The sequence below is a fragment of the Reyranella sp. GW821-FHT12G01 genome (genome assembly GCF_058806575.1).
On sequence record NZ_JBXAPV010000001.1, the window covers coordinates 3,758,775 to 3,774,754 of the forward strand.

Consider the following 15,980-nt stretch of genomic DNA (forward strand, 5'->3'; position numbering starts at 1 on the left):
GTCGGGAGTATCCGCCCTCAGCGTGCCGGGGGCGTGAACCCCTTGCTGCGGATCTTCTTCTCCAGCGCCGCGATGCCCGCCGCCGTGTTGCCCTTGTTGCACTGACCGACGGCCTCGACGATATCGAAGTCGGGCCGCGTCCCGCCATTCCCGCCGCCGTCGCCAAGATACCGCGTCGCGTAATCGCCGAGGGTCTTGCAGTAGGCTGCATCGTCAGCCTGGGCGACAGCTTCGCCGGCAAGAAACGCCAGGAGCAGGATCGGAAGAATTGTTCTCGTCATTGGATCAACTTGCCCTCTGATTTCTGTCGACGCACGCGCCGCAAGGTCGCGTGGAGCATATATCAGCCAGACCGAAAGCATTAGCTAGCCGCAGCGATCCTCGTTGTATGCTGCCCGCCATAACGGGTGGGCCTTTCGGCCCCGCCCCGCGAAAGGCCGTTCGTCCGGCGGAGGAGGATCGTTTGAAAACCTATCAGCATTTCATCGGCGGCGAGTATGTGGACCCGCTCGGCGGCAAGTGGCTCGACAGCATGGATCCCTATCGCGGCGAAGTCTGGGCGAAGATTCCGCAGGGCTGCGCACGAGACGTCGATCGCGCGGTCGCGGCGGCCGCGGTTGCCTTGCACGACGGCCCCTGGGCGAAGATGTCGCCCTCGAATCGCGGCAAGCTGATGCTGAAGCTCGCCGATCTGATCGCGGCCAATGCAGAGCGCCTGGCCGAGGTCGAGGTACGCGACAACGGCAAGCTGATGTCGGAGATGCGCGGCCAGGTTAACTATAATCCCGAGTGGTGGCGCTATTTCGGTGGCCTCGCGGACAAGGTCCAGGGCTCCGTCGTTCCAATCGACAAGCCCGACACCTTCGCCTTCACGCGGCACGAGCCGGTGGGTGTGGTAGCAGCGCTGACCGCCTGGAACTCGCCGCTTCTGTTCATCGCCTGGAAGTGCGCCGCTGCCATCGCCGCCGGCTGCACCGTCATCGTGAAGCCGTCGGAGTTCGCCTCCGCCTCGACCCTTGAGTTTGCCGGCCTGACCAAGGAAGCCGGCTTCCCCGACGGCGTGTTCAACGTGGTGACAGGCTACGGCCAGGAAGCAGGCTCGGCCCTCGTCGATCATCCGGGCATCTCGAAGATCACCTTCACCGGCTCCGACAGCACCGGCGCGAAGATCTACGCGCAGGCCGCCAAGACGATGAAGCGCGTCTCGCTCGAACTGGGCGGCAAGTCGCCCAACATCGTGTTCGACGATTGCGACCTCGGCGCCGCCGCGTCGGGCGCGATCTCCGGTATCTTCGCCGCCACCGGCCAGACCTGCATTGCGGGCTCACGCCTGCTGGTGCAGAACTCGATCCGCGAGGAATTCAGCAAGCGCGTCGCCGAGCTGGGACGCTCGGCCCGCAAGGGCGACCCGATGCTGCCCGATACCAATATCGGACCGGTCACCACCGCGCCGCAGTACCGCAAGATCCTCGACTATATCGACATCGCCAAGGCCGAGGGCGCGCGTTGCATCCTGGGCGGCGGCCCGGCCAAGGACCTGCCGGGTGGACAGTTCGTGGAACCGACGATCTTCGTCGACGTGCGGCCCGACATGCGTATCGCACGGGAGGAGGTCTTCGGTCCGGTTCTCTCGATCATCGGCTTCGACACCGAAGAGGAAGCCGTGCGCCTGGCCAACGATTCGATCTACGGCCTGGCTGCCGGCGTGTGGACGAAAGACATGAACCGCGCGATCCGCATGACCGCCGCCCTCAAGGCCGGTACCGTCTGGGTCAACACCTATCGCGCCGTCAGCTACATGATGCCGTTCGGCGGCATGAAGCATTCCGGTATCGGCCGCGAAAGCGGCATGGAGGCGATCCACGAATATCTCGAGACGAAGAGCGTCTGGATTTCGACGGCCGAAGGCTCTCCGGCCAATCCCTTCGTGCTGAGATAGAAGAAAAAACCCCGGCGGCGCATGGGCGCCGCCGGGATTTCTGCCGTGATTTTCGCCGTCCTACTGGAACAGGACGAGGGTCTTGGTCAGGGTGATCCAGACACCCCACAGGATCGGCACGCCGACCACCAGCCAGGCGAGCGCGGTGCTGCCATCGAGGCCGCCCTTGCCGATGCCGAACGATCCGCCCTGGACGACCGCCGTGGAGTTCGTCTTGGCCTGCAGGGCCGCAACTTCTTCTTCCTTCATGTACCAGCGTTGATCGACCGGCTTGATGAAGAAGTTGCAGACGAAGCCCAGCACCAGCATGCCGGCCAGGATATACATCGTGAAATCGTAAACCTGCGCGCGCGGCACGCCGGCGGCGATCTGCGCTTCGCGGATGTAGTTCACCACGACAGGCCCGATGATGCCGGCCGTCGACCAGGCCGTCAGCAGACGGCCATGGATGGCGCCGACGAACTGCGTGCCGAACAGGTCAGCCAGGTAAGCCGGCACGGTGGCGAAGCCGCCGCCGTACATCGACAGGATCACGCAGAAGAAGGCGACGAACAGCGCCTTGCTGCCGACATGGGCAGCCCACGGCGAGGCCGCATAGAGCGCGATGCCGAGCGCAAAGAACGTGTAGTACGTCATCTTGCGACCGATCTTGTCGGACAGCGACGCCCAGAAGAACCGGCCGCCGATGTTGAACAGCGACAGCAGGCCCGTGAAGCCCGCCGCGATGGCGGCCACGAGCTGGCGCTGCTGGTCGTTCATCTGGCCGAACTTCACGTCGGGCTGGCCGAACAGCGAGCCCGCGAAGATCTCCTGCAGCATTGGCGACGCCATGCCGATCACGCCGATTCCGGCGCTGACGTTGAGGCAGAGCACCGCCCACACCAGCCAGAATTGCGGCGTCTTGTGCGCGTCCTTGAGATGCACCTGATGCTTGGTGATCATCGACTTGGTGTTCTCCGGCGGCGGGGTCCAGCCGTCGGGGCGCCAGCCGGCCGGCGGCAACCGATAGCCGAAGGCGCCGCCCATCATGAACACGAAGTAGATGCAGGCCATGACGACGAACGTCTGCCAGACGCCGACCGAAGTGGGCGTCCGGAAGTAATTCATCAGGAAGTCGGCCAACGGCGCGCCGATCATGGCGCCGCCGCCGAAGCCCATGATCGCCATGCCGGTTGCCATGCCGCGCCGGTCGGGGAACCACTTGATCAGGGTCGAGACGGGCGAGATATAGCCGAGACCGAGGCCGATGCCGCCGATCACGCCCGAGCCCAGCCACATCATCCAAAGCTGGTGGGTGTAGACGCCGATCGCCGAGATCAGCAGGCCGCCGCACCAGCAGACCGCCGACACGACGCCGGCCTTACGCGGGCCCGAGCGTTCCAGCCAGCCGCCCCAGATCGCCGCTGCCGAACCCAGCACGACGAAGAAGAGCGTGTACATCCAGCCGAGATCGCTGATCTTCCAGTCGCAATTGGCGATGAACAGCGACTGCATGAGGCTGATGTCGGCCGGGCAGGCCACCGACTTCGAGATGCCGATGGCGCGTGACAGCGGCAGCCAGAACACGCTGAAGCCATAGGCCATGCCGATGCAGAGATGGATGGCGAGCGCGGCCGGCGGCACCAGCCATCGGTTGAAACCCGGCTTGGCGATGATCCGCTCTCGGTCGAGCAGGCCTCCGGCTGGCAGAGAGCCAGCCGTTCCTTGAATGCTTGTCATTTAGTTTCTTCCCCCAATTCTTGATTCTTTGTAGCAACTCAGCGAGGCGTCTGGCTCTCCTTAAGTCGAAGGACAGCCTGGCGGACCGGGTCTTCGAGCCCCTCTCCACCTTCGTCCAGATGCGCGACGATGGCGGCGCGCATGCGTGGATCCCAGAATTTCCGGATGTGCGTGGCGATGGCGGCCGGCGCATCGATGTCGCGCTGCGGCACGAAGAACTTGCCGATCTGGTTGGCCATCATCACGAGCTTGCCGTCATACGAGGACACAGGCCCTACTCCGCCGCGACCTTGGCCGCGATGCGCCGGCTGTGCTGCGCCTGCTCGGCATATTCCTTCTGCCAGTCGCCCGGGCCGTTCGACGGCGACACCTGCACCGCCGTGACCTTGTATTCCGGGCAGTTGGTCGCCCAGTCCGAATAGTCGGTCGTGATCACATTGGCCTGCGTATCGGGATGGTGGAACGTCGTGTAGACGACGCCCGGCGCCACGCGGTCGGTGATCTGCGCCCGCAGGCTGGTACTGCCGGCGCGGCTGTCGAGCTTGACCCAGTCCCCGTCGCGCACGCCGCGCTGTTCTGCATCGTGCGGATGGATCTCGAGCAGATCCTGGTCATGCCACACGACATTGTCGGTGCGTCGCGTCTGGGCGCCGACATTGTACTGGCTGAGGATGCGACCGGTGGTGAGCAGCAGCGGGAAACGCGGCCCCGTGCGCTCGTCGGTCGGCACATATTCGGTGATCAGGAAATTGCCCTTGCCGCGCGCGAAGCCGCCGATATGCATGACCGGTGTGCCGAGCGGCGCCTTCTCGTTGCACGGCCACTGGACCGAGCCGACCTTGTCGAGCAGGTCGTAGGACACGCCGGCGAAGGTCGGCGTCAGCGCCGCGATTTCGTCCATGATCTCCGACGGATGCTTGTAGGGCATCTCGAAGCCCATCGCCTTGGCGATGGCCAGGGTGATCTCCCAGTCGGCCATGCCACTCTTCGGCGTCATCACCCGGCGCACGCGATTGATGCGGCGCTCGGCGTTGGTGAAGGTCCCGTCCTTCTCGAGGAAGGTCGAGCCCGGCAGGAAGACGTGGGCGTAGTTCGCCGTCTCGTTCAGGAACAGGTCCTGCACGACGACACATTCCATCGCCGACAGCGCCTGCACGACATGGGCAGTGTTGGGATCGGACTGGAGGATGTCCTCGCCCTGCACGTAGAGACCCTTGAAGGTGCCTTCGACCGCCGCATCGAACATGTTGGGGATGCGCAGTCCCGGCTCCGAATCGAGCGAGCGGCCCCACATCTTCTCGAACATGTCGCGCGTCGCGTCATCGGAGATGTGGCGGTAACCGGTCAGCTCGTGCGGGAACGAGCCCATGTCGCAGGCGCCCTGGACATTGTTCTGGCCGCGCAGCGGGTTCACGCCGACGCCCGCCCGGCCGAGATTGCCGGTCACCATGGCGAGGTTGGCGATCGCCATCACCGTCGTGGTGCCCTGGCTGTGCTCGGTGACGCCGAGACCGTAGTAGATCGCGGCATTGCCGCCGGTCGCGTAGAGCCGCGCGGCGCCGCGGATCGCCTCGGGATCGACACCCGCCAGCAGGCCGACCGTCTCCGGACTGTTCTGCGGCTCGGCCACGAAGGCGGCCCAATGCTCGAAGGCGTCGCGGTCACAGAATTCGCGCACGAACTTCTCGTTGACCAGGCCCTCGGTGACGATCGTGTGCGCCAGCGCGTTCATCAGCGCGGCGTTGGTGCCGGGCCGCAGCGGCAGGTGATAGTCGGCCTCGATATGCGGCATGCGCACCAGGTCGGTACGGCGCGGATCGACCACGATCAGCTTCGCGCCCCGGCGCAGGCGCTTCTTCATGCGCGAGGCGAAGACGGGATGCGCGTCGGTTGGATTGGCGCCGATCACCAGCACGACGTCGCAATGCTCGACCGAGTCGAAATCCTGCGTGCCGGCCGAGGTGCCGAAGGCCTGACTCAAGCCAAAGCCGGTCGGCGAATGACAGACGCGGGCGCAGGTATCGACGTTGTTGTTGCCGAAGCCGCCACGGATCAGCTTCTGCACCAGATAGGTCTCTTCGTTGGTGCAGCGCGACGAGGTGATGCCGCCGATAGCGAGACGACCATGCTTCTCTTGCAGGCGGCGAAACTCCGACGCTACCCGGCCGATCGCCTCTTCCCAGCTCGTCTCGCGCCACGGCTGGTCGATGCTCTCGCGCACCATCGGCTTCAGGATGCGCTCCTTGTGATGGGCGTAGCCCCAGGCGAAGCGGCCCTTCACGCAGGAATGACCGCGATTGGCCTTGCCGTCCTTCCACGGCACCATGCGCACCAGTTCCTCGCCGCGCATCTCGGCCTTGAAGCTGCAACCGACGCCGCAATAGGCGCAGGTCGTCACGACGGAATGCTCGGGCTGGCCGATCTCGATCAGGCTCTTTTCCGAGAGCGTCGCGGTCGGGCAGGCCTGTACGCAGGCGCCGCACGACACGCATTCGGAGCTCAGGAAATTGTCGAGCGCAGCGCCTGGCGACACCTTCGAGTCGAAGCCGCGCCCCTGGATGGTGAGCGCGAAAGTGCCCTGTACTTCCTCGCAGGCGCGCACGCAGCGCGAACAGACGATGCACTTGGAAGGATCGTAGGTGAAGTACGGATTGCTCTCGTCCTTCTCCTGCTTCGTGTGGTTCTCGCCATCATAGCCGTAGCGCACGTCGCGCAGGCCGACCGCACCGGCCATGTCCTGCAGCTCGCAATCGCCGTTGGCCGCGCAGGTCAGGCAGTCGAGCGGATGATCGGAGATATAGAGCTCCATCACGCCCTTGCGGATCTGCTTCAGCCGCTCGGTCTGGGTCGACACGACCATGCCCGGCGCCACCGGCGTCGTGCAGGAGGCGGGCGTGCCGGCGCGACCTGAAATCTCCACGAGGCACAGCCGGCAGGAACCGAACGCATCGACGGAATCGGTGGCGCAGAGCTTGGGGACCTGGATGCCCGCATCCATCGCCGCGCGCATGATCGACGTGCCCGCCGGCACCGTAACGGTCTGTCCGTCGATGGTGAGCGCGACCTGTTCCTCGGCGCGGCTGGCCGGCGTGCCGTAGTCGGTTTCATGGACGAGCGACATGATAGGCCCTCTATTCCGCGGCCACGCTGACGGCTGCGCGGACAAAATCCTCGGGAAAATGCTTTATGGCGCTCATCACCGGATAGGGCGTGAAGCCGCCCAGGGCGCAGAGCGAGCCGAACTTCATCGTCTGGCAGAGATCTTCGATCAGCTTCAGGTTCGCAGCGCCACGCTCGCCGCGGATGATCTTGTCCATGGTCTCGACGCCGCGCGTCGAACCGATGCGGCAGGGTGTGCACTTGCCGCAGGATTCGATGGCGCAGAACTCCATCGCGAAGCGGGCCTGCCGCGCCATGTCGACCGTGTCGTCGAACACGACGATGCCGCCATGACCGATCAACCCGTCTCGCGCCGTGAAGGCCTCGTAGTCGAACGCCGTATCGAACAGAGCGCGCGGGAAGTAGGCGCCCAATGGTCCGCCGACCTGCACCGCACGCACCGGCCGCCCGCTCAGCGTGCCGCCGCCGATCTCGTCGATCAGCTCGCCCAAGGTCACGCCGAATGCCGTCTCGAACAGACCGCCGTGCTTGATATTGCCCGCGAGCTGGATCGGCGTGGTGCCGCGCGAGCGACCCATGCCGAAGGTGGCATAGGCTTCCGAGCCCTCGGCCAGGATCCACGGCACGGTGGCCAGCGAGATCAGGTTGTTGATGACGGTCGGCCGGCCGAACAGGCCCTTGTGCGCCGGCAACGGCGGTTTGGCGCGGACCTGCCCGCGCTTGCCCTCGATGCTCTCCAGCAGCGAGGTCTCCTCGCCACAGACATAGGCGCCGGCTCCCATACGCACTTCGATATCGAACCGCGCTTCCGCGCCCAAAAGTCCATCGGCCTCGGCCAGGACCACGGCGCGCTCGAAGGTGCGGATGGCGTCGGGATACTCGGAGCGGATGTAGACGTAGCCCTTGGTCGCGCCGACCGCGAGGCCGGCGATCGCCATGCCTTCGATCAGGGCGAAGGGATCGCCTTCCAGGATCATGCGATCGGCAAAGGTGCCTGAATCGCCTTCATCGGCATTGCAGACGATGTATTTCCGGTCGGCCGACACATCGGCGACGGTCTTCCACTTGATGCCAGTCGGGAAGCCCGCGCCGCCGCGGCCACGAAGGCCCGACTTCGTGACCTCTTCCAGCGTCTTTGCCGCCCCGAGGCTACGGGCACGCTCGATCCCGCGGCCGCCGCCATGGGCGCGCCAGTCGGCAAGGGACAGCGGATCGACGATACCGCAGCGCGCGAAAGTGAGCCGCGTCTGGCGCTTCAGGAAGGGAATGTCATCCGGCCGGCCGAGGCAGAGCGGATGGCTGGCGCTGAGCGGCAGGCCGCCGGCCAGCAGGCCCGCCACGTCGCGCGGCAGGACCGGGCCGAAGGCGATGCGGCCGCCCGGCGTCTCGACCTCGACCATTGTCTCCAGCCAGAACAGGCCGCGCGAGCCGGTGCGCACGATTTCGATCTCGATTCCCTGGCGCCCGGCCTCGTCACGTAGCGCGGCCGCCACCTTGTCGGCGCCCACGGCGCGGGCGGCGGCATCGCGCGGCACGAAGAAGCGCGTGGTCATCGCGACACCTCATGGGCGATCTCGTCGATCGAGTCCGCGTTCAGTCGCGCCATGGGTTCGCCATCGAGCATGGCCGAGGGCGCGGAGGCGCAGAGGCCCAGGCAATAGATGGCCTCGACGGTGACCCGGCCGTCGGGCGTGGTGCCGCCCCAGTCGAGATCGAAGCGGTCGAGCACGCGGCGCGCGAAGGCTTCGCCGTCCATCGACTGGCAGGCCTCGGCGCGGCAGAGCTTCAGCACGTGGCGACCCGCCGGCTTGTGGCGGAAGTCGTGATAGAAGGAGACGACGCCGTGAACTTCGGCGCGGGTGATGTTCAGCGTCTGGGCCAGGAAGGCGACAGCCTCGTCCGGCACATAGCCGAAGGCGGCCTGCAGATCGTGCAGGATGGGCAACAAACGTCCCTCCCGCCCCTCATGGCGGCGGACGATCTTCGTGGCCTCGGCCTCGTTCCAGCGCAGCGACACCCGTGACTCCATCCCCAAAACCGGTCGGCTGGTTGTGTTTGCCGACTCTGTTTCGCTGGATGATCTGCGCCTTGGAGCCTGCCCTCAATAAAGCAGTTCCGTGCTGCAATAGAACAAATCTATCAAACCACACCCTTTGGGAGGTGATTCGACGACAATCAAACCAGAGTTGCAGCCAAGTGGGTGGCCTCGGCGACCAAGGCGGTACCCAGCGGTGTCATCGGCTCACGCCGGGGCACGACCAGGCCGATCGAATGGGTCGCGTCCGGCTCGACGATGGGAATGGAGCGCAAATGCTCGGTGAGGCCGAGCGTATCGGCCAGCTTCTGCGGCATGACGCTGGCCCAGCGTCCGGTCCGGACATGGGAGAACAGCACGATCATCGAATTCGATTCGAGCGTCGGATCGGCCTGGCCGCCGGCCTCGTTCAGGAGTTGGTCGATGATGCGCCGGTTCTGCATGTCCGGCGTCAGCAGGCACAGGGGGATCTTGCCGACCTCGGCCCAGGTGACGCTCTCGCGCTCGCCGAGCGGGCTGTTCTCCGAGGTGAGCAGCCGATACTGCTCGGTATAGAGCGGCACGGCGCGCAGCCGGCCGAGCGGCTCGTTGTCGATGTAGGTCAGGCCGGCATCGACCTCGAGATTCTCCAGCATCGACAGGATCTCGATCGAGGTTCGCGAGAAAATGGTGAACTTCACGTTGGGGTGCTTGGCGCGGAACGGCGTGGTGAGCGCCGAGACCATGGCGAGCGCCGTCGGGATCGCGGCGATCCGCAGCCGGCCGCTCAGTCCCTTGCGCAGCGAGGACACCTCCTGCCGCATTGCGCGGGCGTCGGCCACGATCCCGCGTCCCCATTCGAGCACGCGCTCGCCCTCCGCGGTGAAGCCGATGAAGCGCGACGTGCGCTGCACAAGCATCACGCCCAGCATGTCCTCGAGGCTCTTGATGCCGGCGGAGAAAGTGGGCTGCGTGACGCCGCACAGTTCGGCGGCCTTGCTGAAATTCCGCTCCTGGGCGAGCGCGAGCAGGAATTCCAGTTTGTCGATCATGGCGGGAGATTAGCCGAAAACCGCCGCCCTGGCTCCCCCGGCCAAATCCGACCTACATCGCGATCTTCGCCTTCTCGGAATCCTGCTGCAGGCTCCATGGCGCGCGATAGCCGCCGCGCCAGTCGGGCGGGAGTTCGCAGGGGCGCAAGTCGAAGCTCGCATAGTGGGCGGGCTTGCCGCGCACGATATCGCCCATGTACGGGCTCATGATCGGCGATGGCACGTAGCAGAACGAATCGGCCGACGAATAGACCGACAGGAGCAGCGGCCGCGACGCCGCCGAGGTGTTGAGCGTCGAACCGTGGACGGTGCGGCAGTTGAGCAGGAGCGTCGTGCCCGGCCCGCCCGTCGCCCGCGTCACCTGCTTCTCGTCGATCTGCCTCGCGTCGCTGTCGCGCAGGCAGATCGCGTAGCCGCCCTTCTCGTCGTACATGCTGTAAAGCGGTCCTTCGTGGCTTCCTGGCACGAAGGCGAGAGGCCCCTGGTCGTCGGTGCAGCCGTCGATGTAGACGCCGACGGTGACCGGGCTGTAGTCGGTATGGGGCCACGACTGGATGTCCTGGTGCCACTTGAACTCGCGGCTGCCCTTGCCCGCCTTCACGTTGAGCTTGGCGTGATGGAACTTCACGTCGGGACCGACTACGTCCGCCACCAGGTCGGTCATGACCGGGTCGCGCATGAAATCCCAGAACATGGGATGTTGATCCTGCGGCGAGGTCACTCGATGCAGCCGCGGATCGGCCGCCGAATGCCCCTGCTCCAGCACGAACACGTCGCCCGATTGCGTCACCGAGCGGCTGCGGTCGATGACCTGGGTCATCGCGCCCTTGAGCCGGGCCAGCAAGGCCGCCGGCACGTAATTCTCGAGGACGAGGTAGCCGTCGCGGAAGTAGGCGGCGCGCTGCTCTTCTGTGAGGACGAGAGGCTTATGCTTCAGGATCTCTTCGGGTTTCATCGACCGGTCCTTTCTTGCGACTCCGTACCTGAACGACTACGCGGACGTTGCATTGAGCGGCGGGAGCCTCTCGATCGTCGCTGTCTCGCGGTGCTTCCTCCGGGCGGCCAGCCGGGCGCCGAACTCCTGTGATTGCTGGCCCGTCCACGGGCGTGAGGCGAAGATAGCGCCTTCGATCTCCTCGGCAAACGGACCGAGCGAGGCGGCATCGTCGGTCCGCTGTCGCCAGGTCGTGAACGCCCGGTAGACCTCCCTCGCATCGCCGGCGCGACAGACACGCTGGAGATCGTGGAACGCCTTCGTCTCGGACGCCATCCACACTGCCCTGCGCCGGGAAAGAACGGCCCGCAGGCGTGGCAGGCCCCACAGACCCAGGAACATCAGGCCGATGCCAGTCGTCGCCACATAGACGTAAAGCAGCATGTTTGCGTGCGGCATTGCCGGCGGGGCTGCAATCACCGACAGGGTCACGCCCTGCCCTTCGGCCCGCCTCAGTCGGCTGGACGCGAGATCCCACCAGGGCTGCACGACCGCCTCGAGCGGAAACGAGCCCCCGCGCTCGAAGACATAGGTGACGCGGTCGGTGCGCTGGCCCGTCAGGTCGCCACGCTCGATCCGGTCGTCGGCCTGGGGCGGCTCGCGATAGACCCGCACGCCCTGGGGCGCCGGGAAATCAAGGTCGAGCATCGCCATGCCCGGCACATCCGGCGCCCTGCGCACGATCGTGCGCACGATCGCATCGCCTGCCTTGAACATGCCAGTCGGCGCGGGTTGCCAGCTCTGGTCGAGCGTAAAGGACCGTGCGGCCACGACGGGCTTCGAGGGATCGACACCCGCCGGCACCGAGATGCCGAGCATCGCCGGCGTTCCTGCGATGCGGCCCGTCTCCGCGCCCCCGCGATCGAAGGTCACGACCTGCGGCGCCGGCACTTCCAGCTTGCCACCGCGGCGCGGATACAGCGCGAATTCGAAGCGCTGGCCCACACGATCCGTGCCGTCGACCCTTTCGTTCAACGTCGTGGCCTGGCTTTCGTAGCGCAGGATCTGAGCGCCCGGTGTGTCCGGCAAAGTGACCCTCGGTGGCCGTTCCATCTCGCCGGGAAACAGCACATCGACCAGCACGCGCACCGGCTGGCCCAGCACGACGCCGCTGTCGGGCTTCAGCGTCGTGCGCACCAGCACCTGCGCCGTCGCAGGCGTTGCGCCCATCAGCAGCACGAGAAGAACGAGCCACTTCCTCATGGCGTACCGGACTGCAATTGCCAGGCAAAGCGCGACTTCAGGAAATCCGCCGGCCGCGTCTGCACGCGCTTCAGCCACAGGGCACGCACCGCCTCGTCGCTCATGGGGGCGCCAGCAACATCGGTCGACTGGCCGTCCTGCTTCTTGCCGTCGCGGTCGTAGACGATCTCGTCGGCGCCCTCGCGCTGGTCGCCGAGATCGCCGCCCTTCTGGATCATCCGCTCAGCGCGCAGATGGGCGAGCGTACGGTTGGCCTCGGCGTCGACCCAACCCGGCTTCAATGCGAGCGCCCGGTCGTAGCGCGCGACGGCTTCGTCGTACTTGCCCAGCATGACCAATGCGTTGCCCTGGTCATAGGCCGCGACCGCCGTGTCGATACCGCCGAAGATCTGCGCGGCCTCCTTGAAGTCGCCGGCACGGAAGCGCGCCACCGCCTGCCACATCGGATCGGCGAACGCTTTTGCGGCCGCGCCGTATTGCGCCTCAGCCATCAATCGGCGGCCGCGCTGGTCCGGCGTCGACCAGAGGTCTTGCCACCCCCACGACCACGTCGCGGCGCCAAGAGCGGCGGCGGTTGCGACCGCCACGATCGCAAACCAGGTGCGGGACGCGCTCATGCCGACAGCACCCAGCCACGGCGGAACCACAGCAAGGCGATCAGGGCGATCAGCGGCGTGAGCCAATAACCCGCCTCCACCCAGCGTTCGGCCTCACCGGCAACGGGCGCGGCCGGGGCCCGGGCGAGCCGGCGCGCTACGGTCTGCAGGTCCTCTCCGTCGATCGTCGACGGAACGAGGGTCGCGTGAAGCGACGTGGCCGCCGCATTGAGGGCAGTGTCGCGATCGACCGACTGCGGCGGTGCGGCGGCAAGGACCGTGACCGGAATGCCTTGCGCCGCCCGCGTCAGAGCCTCGTCCTGCCCCGGCACCACGGTGTCCGCCACCACGAGGATCGAGCCGCCCCGCCCGCCCTCGCGCAGCACCTCGGCCGCACGGCCCACCGCCACCGCCAAGGCATCGCCCTCGCGCGGCATGATGCCCGGCGACAGCGCACCGGCCATCGTCGTGACGACCTCATGGTCGGCGGTCGGTGGCAGCACGAGATGGGCCGAACCGGAATAGGCGATCAATCCAGCCGGCATGCCGTCGCGCGCCTTCAGGAGATCGCTGATCTTCTGGCGCGCCCGATCGAGCCGGGTCGGCTGCAGGTCGGGCGCCATCATCGTGGGCGCGACCTTCAGGACGATCATCACGGGCGGTGCCTGGTCGGCGAAGGGTGTCGGCACAAGCCGCCAGGTCGGACCGGCGACAGCGCCGATCGTGATGATCCAACCCAGCAGCAGGAGATCGTGCGGCGCCAGCCGTCTCGTGCCACCGCCGCCCACGGTCAGCAGTTTCAGCAATTCAGGATCGACCACCCGACGCCAGCGGCGTGTCGTGTCGGCGGATTGGCGAGCCAGCCACCAGAGCCCAAGCGCCGGAACGATCAGGAGCATCGCCCAGGGCCGCAGCAGATGGAACGCGCCGAGGAAGTCGGTCATGCCGACACCCTTCGTGCCGCGCGCGGCCAACGGACATATGCCAGTGCCTGGCCCAGCATGGAGACCGCGAGGAGCGCCAGCAGCGGCATCCAGAAGAGCTCGCGACGGGGCTGAAAGCTCACCGTGTCGACCCTGCGCGTCTCGACCGCGTCGAGGCGACGGTAGATGTCGGCAAGCTGCGCCCGGTCGAGCGCGCGATAGAAGCCGCCACCCGTCACATCGGCTACGTCTTTCAAGGCCGCCTCGTCGAGCTTGTCCTCGCCGGCCGCCGTGGGATCGCCGACCGCGACGGTATGGATGGTGATCTTGTGATCGCGTGCTACGCGCGCGGCTTCGGCCGGCGGGACCTGGCTGCCGGTATCATTGCCGTCGGTAAGCGCGATGATGGTCCGCGCCGGTACAGTCGAGCGGGCGAACAGGGAGACGCCGAGCCCGATCGCATCGCCCAGCGCGGTGCGCGGTCCTGCCATGCCGACCTGCATCTCCTGCAGCAGGCGGCGCGAGAGATCGAGATCCGTGGTGAAGGGCACGAGGGTGAAAGCCGCGTTGCCAAAGACGACAACGCCCACCCTGTCGCCCTTGCGTTTGGACAGGAAGTCATCGAGCACCTGCTTCGCCGCCGCAAGTCGTGTCACCTTATTGCCCGCGGCGTCGGTGAAGTCCTGCGTGTCCATCGAGCCCGAGAGATCGACCAGCAGCAGCAGGTCGCGCGCCGGCAGGTCGCGATGCAGGGGCGGCTCGATCCACTGAGGCCGCATCAGCGCGCCCAGCGCCAGCAGCCAGCACGCGATGAGCAACGCGGATCGCGCAGCGCCACGACGACCGACGACCACGCCCGCCCGCGCCTGCTGGCCCGTCAGCGACAGGAGCGTCTGGAAGAAAGGCACGCGCACGCCCGGTCGATGCTCGGCATGAGCCGGCAGCAGCCACCAGACCAGCAGCGGCAACGGCAAGAGCAGCGCAAGCCAGGGATAGGCGAAGTCGATCATGGCCGGTGCCGTCGCAGCCAGTCGCGAGCCGCAGCGCGGACGGCTTCAGCATCGGTTGCCGGAACGGCGGCCCCGAAGGTCATCGCCTCGATGGCACGTCCCGGTCCGCTGACGAAGCTCGACATACGGCCGGTGCGATCGAGGAAGGCGAGCCAGGCCGGACCGCTGAGCGGTGCCACCTCGGCGCGCGGCCAGGCCACCAACGCGGCGCGCTTCAGTACGCTCGAAATCTTCGCCGCTTCTATGGTCTCGAGTTGCTGCAATGCCTCCCGCCGGTAGGCGTTGCGACGATGATGGCGCACGGCCATCACGATCAGGATCGCCGTCGATGCGACCGCCGCCGCGCCCAGGATCCACCAGCCCGGTGCGGGCGGCCACAGCGGGATCTCGGCCGGCAACGCCAGGTCTCGAAGGTTGGAGAGGTCGGCCGGATCAGCCATCGCTGCCCCTCACGCCGCCAGCCTTCGGCGCGCCAGCCGGCGGCCAAGAAGCTCGCGGAATTGTTCAGCGACATCGCGATGCGTCGAGAGCGGCAGCACCGGAATGGCATGATGGAGCGAGAAGCCCGCCGCTGCGTCGCGCTGGCTGGCAAAGCCCTCGGCAAACTTCTGCCTGAGCGCCCGCGCCGACAGGTCGATTTCGACCTGTTGCTCGCCTTCGCTCAGCACGGCGCGGCCGATGTCGGGCAGCTCGGCTTCCAGCGGATCCTGGACGAAGACCGTCAGAGCGTCGTTGTGCGCGGTGATCTCCGTCAGGTGACGCTTGCTCGTGGCGTCGGCGCCGGAGACATCGGAGATCAGGCACACCAGCCAGTCGTGGTTGGCCAGCCGCGCGGTGCGGCGCAGGACTTCGTTCAGCAGCTCGGGCTGCGCCGGCGGCCCGTCCGCGCGGAGCAGTCGATTGTGCCGCGCCGTCGCCGCAAGAATGCGACGCACGCCCGCGTCCCGTGCTTCCGGCTTGATCTCGTCGATACCGTGCTCGGAGAAAACCATCGCCCCCACCCTGTCGCCGAGCGAGCTCACCCGGAACGCCGACAGGGCGGCGGCCTCGGCGGCGACCACCGACTTCATCGCGCGGCGGCTGCCGAAGAACATGGATTGGCGCTGGTCCACCAGCAGCAGCACATTGCGGTCGCGCTCCTCGGAATGGACGCGGACATGCGGTTCGCCACGCCGCGCGGTGGCCCGCCAGTCGATGGTGCGCGTGTCGTCGCCTTCGAAATAGCGCCTCAATTCTTCGAACTCGAGGCCGCGGCCCCGCAGGCGAGAGGCATGCCGGCCACTCAGCAGCGAGTGCACCGGCTGACGAGGCAGGAAACTGAAACCACGGGCGCGATGGCGCAGGCGCAGAAGCTCGTCGACGGTGACGTAGGCGCGGCTCATGGCAATCCCGGACCGCGAACCATGTCGC

The 15,980-nt window shown here is 66.7% G+C and carries 15 protein-coding genes; 1 reads left to right on the forward strand and 14 read right to left on the reverse strand.

The window, feature by feature from the left end; all coding sequences use genetic code 11:
• Nucleotides 1–17: 17 nt before the first annotated feature.
• Nucleotides 18–281 (reverse strand): hypothetical protein, encoded by a 264-nt coding sequence (locus AC1RP5_RS18210; RefSeq protein ID WP_493112821.1) that lies wholly within the window; start codon nt 279–281, stop codon nt 18–20.
• A gap of 182 nt (nt 282–463) precedes the next feature.
• On the opposite strand from AC1RP5_RS18210, the gene AC1RP5_RS18215 reads away from it, so the two are divergent.
• Nucleotides 464–1,939 carry an aldehyde dehydrogenase gene (locus AC1RP5_RS18215; RefSeq protein ID WP_493112823.1) on the forward strand — a complete coding sequence of 492 codons (1,476 nt, stop codon included), beginning with the start codon at nt 464–466 and terminating at the stop codon, nt 1,937–1,939.
• 60 nt (nt 1,940–1,999) lie between these two features.
• On the opposite strand, the gene AC1RP5_RS18220 is transcribed toward AC1RP5_RS18215, so the two are convergent.
• The 13 genes from AC1RP5_RS18220 to AC1RP5_RS18280 form a co-directional block, all read right to left on the reverse strand.
• Nucleotides 2,000–3,658 carry an OFA family MFS transporter gene (locus AC1RP5_RS18220; RefSeq protein WP_493112825.1) on the reverse strand — a complete coding sequence of 553 codons (1,659 nt, stop codon included), beginning with the start codon at nt 3,656–3,658 and terminating at the stop codon, nt 2,000–2,002.
• 38 nt (nt 3,659–3,696) lie between these two features.
• The gene (locus AC1RP5_RS18225; protein WP_493112828.1) at nt 3,697–3,927 is read right to left on the reverse strand and encodes a formate dehydrogenase subunit delta; all 231 of its coding nucleotides are present in this window, start codon (nt 3,925–3,927) and stop codon (nt 3,697–3,699) included.
• Between the two features lie 5 nt (nt 3,928–3,932).
• Complete coding sequence (fdhF, locus tag AC1RP5_RS18230; protein ID WP_493112829.1) at nt 3,933–6,779, reverse strand: formate dehydrogenase subunit alpha; 2,847 nt, start codon at nt 6,777–6,779, stop codon at nt 3,933–3,935.
• 10 nt (nt 6,780–6,789) lie between these two features.
• A complete protein-coding gene (locus tag AC1RP5_RS18235) occupies nt 6,790–8,331 on the reverse strand; it encodes a formate dehydrogenase beta subunit (RefSeq protein ID WP_493112831.1) in 1,542 nt (513 codons plus the stop codon).
• Nucleotides 8,328–8,795 carry a formate dehydrogenase subunit gamma gene (locus AC1RP5_RS18240; RefSeq protein ID WP_493112832.1) on the reverse strand — a complete coding sequence of 156 codons (468 nt, stop codon included), beginning with the start codon at nt 8,793–8,795 and terminating at the stop codon, nt 8,328–8,330. The genes AC1RP5_RS18235 and AC1RP5_RS18240 overlap by 4 nt, the downstream gene beginning before the upstream one ends.
• A gap of 158 nt (nt 8,796–8,953) precedes the next feature.
• On the reverse strand, nt 8,954–9,844 hold the full coding sequence (locus AC1RP5_RS18245; RefSeq protein WP_493112834.1) for a LysR family transcriptional regulator: 891 nt from the start codon (nt 9,842–9,844) through the stop codon (nt 8,954–8,956).
• A 52-nt stretch (nt 9,845–9,896) separates the two neighbouring features.
• Entirely contained in the window at nt 9,897–10,799 is a 903-nt protein-coding gene (locus AC1RP5_RS18250) for a phytanoyl-CoA dioxygenase family protein (RefSeq protein WP_493112836.1), read from the reverse strand.
• Nucleotides 10,800–10,835: 36 nt separating this feature from the next.
• Complete coding sequence (locus AC1RP5_RS18255; RefSeq protein WP_493112838.1) at nt 10,836–12,041, reverse strand: hypothetical protein; 1,206 nt, start codon at nt 12,039–12,041, stop codon at nt 10,836–10,838.
• Nucleotides 12,038–12,658: a tetratricopeptide repeat protein gene (locus AC1RP5_RS18260; RefSeq protein WP_493112840.1), complete on the reverse strand. Its 621-nt coding sequence runs from the start codon at nt 12,656–12,658 to the stop codon at nt 12,038–12,040. Before AC1RP5_RS18260 ends, AC1RP5_RS18255 begins: the two co-directional genes overlap by 4 nt.
• Nucleotides 12,655–13,581 (reverse strand): VWA domain-containing protein, encoded by a 927-nt coding sequence (locus AC1RP5_RS18265; RefSeq protein ID WP_493112842.1) that lies wholly within the window; start codon nt 13,579–13,581, stop codon nt 12,655–12,657. Before AC1RP5_RS18265 ends, AC1RP5_RS18260 begins: the two co-directional genes overlap by 4 nt.
• Complete coding sequence (locus AC1RP5_RS18270) at nt 13,578–14,570, reverse strand: VWA domain-containing protein (RefSeq protein WP_493112844.1); 993 nt, start codon at nt 14,568–14,570, stop codon at nt 13,578–13,580. Before AC1RP5_RS18270 ends, AC1RP5_RS18265 begins: the two co-directional genes overlap by 4 nt.
• Nucleotides 14,567–15,010 (reverse strand): DUF4381 domain-containing protein, encoded by a 444-nt coding sequence (locus AC1RP5_RS18275; protein ID WP_493112846.1) that lies wholly within the window; start codon nt 15,008–15,010, stop codon nt 14,567–14,569. The genes AC1RP5_RS18270 and AC1RP5_RS18275 overlap by 4 nt, the downstream gene beginning before the upstream one ends.
• A gap of 9 nt (nt 15,011–15,019) precedes the next feature.
• Nucleotides 15,020–15,952, reverse strand: a complete 933-nt coding sequence (locus AC1RP5_RS18280) for a DUF58 domain-containing protein (protein WP_493112848.1) — start codon at nt 15,950–15,952, stop codon at nt 15,020–15,022.
• Between the last annotated feature and the right edge of the window lie 28 nt (nt 15,953–15,980).

Bases quoted from the DNA above. Each gene is read 5' to 3' on its own strand.
- AC1RP5_RS18275 (WP_493112846.1), bottom strand. From the start codon at position 15,010: ATGGCTGATCCGGCCGACCTCTCCAACCTTCGAGACCTGGCGTTGCCG.
- AC1RP5_RS18220 (WP_493112825.1), bottom strand. From the start codon at position 3,658: ATGACAAGCATTCAAGGAACGGCTGGCTCTCTGCCAGCCGGAGGCCTG.
- AC1RP5_RS18280 (WP_493112848.1), bottom strand. From the start codon at position 15,952: ATGAGCCGCGCCTACGTCACCGTCGACGAGCTTCTGCGCCTGCGCCAT.
- AC1RP5_RS18245 (WP_493112834.1), bottom strand. From the start codon at position 9,844: ATGATCGACAAACTGGAATTCCTGCTCGCGCTCGCCCAGGAGCGGAAT.
- AC1RP5_RS18210 (WP_493112821.1), bottom strand. From the start codon at position 281: ATGACGAGAACAATTCTTCCGATCCTGCTCCTGGCGTTTCTTGCCGGC.
- AC1RP5_RS18255 (WP_493112838.1), bottom strand. From the start codon at position 12,041: ATGAGGAAGTGGCTCGTTCTTCTCGTGCTGCTGATGGGCGCAACGCCT.
- AC1RP5_RS18260 (WP_493112840.1), bottom strand. From the start codon at position 12,658: ATGAGCGCGTCCCGCACCTGGTTTGCGATCGTGGCGGTCGCAACCGCC.
- fdhF (WP_493112829.1), bottom strand. From the start codon at position 6,779: ATGTCGCTCGTCCATGAAACCGACTACGGCACGCCGGCCAGCCGCGCC.
- AC1RP5_RS18270 (WP_493112844.1), bottom strand. From the start codon at position 14,570: ATGATCGACTTCGCCTATCCCTGGCTTGCGCTGCTCTTGCCGTTGCCG.
- AC1RP5_RS18265 (WP_493112842.1), bottom strand. From the start codon at position 13,581: ATGACCGACTTCCTCGGCGCGTTCCATCTGCTGCGGCCCTGGGCGATG.
- AC1RP5_RS18250 (WP_493112836.1), bottom strand. From the start codon at position 10,799: ATGAAACCCGAAGAGATCCTGAAGCATAAGCCTCTCGTCCTCACAGAA.
- AC1RP5_RS18235 (WP_493112831.1), bottom strand. From the start codon at position 8,331: ATGACCACGCGCTTCTTCGTGCCGCGCGATGCCGCCGCCCGCGCCGTG.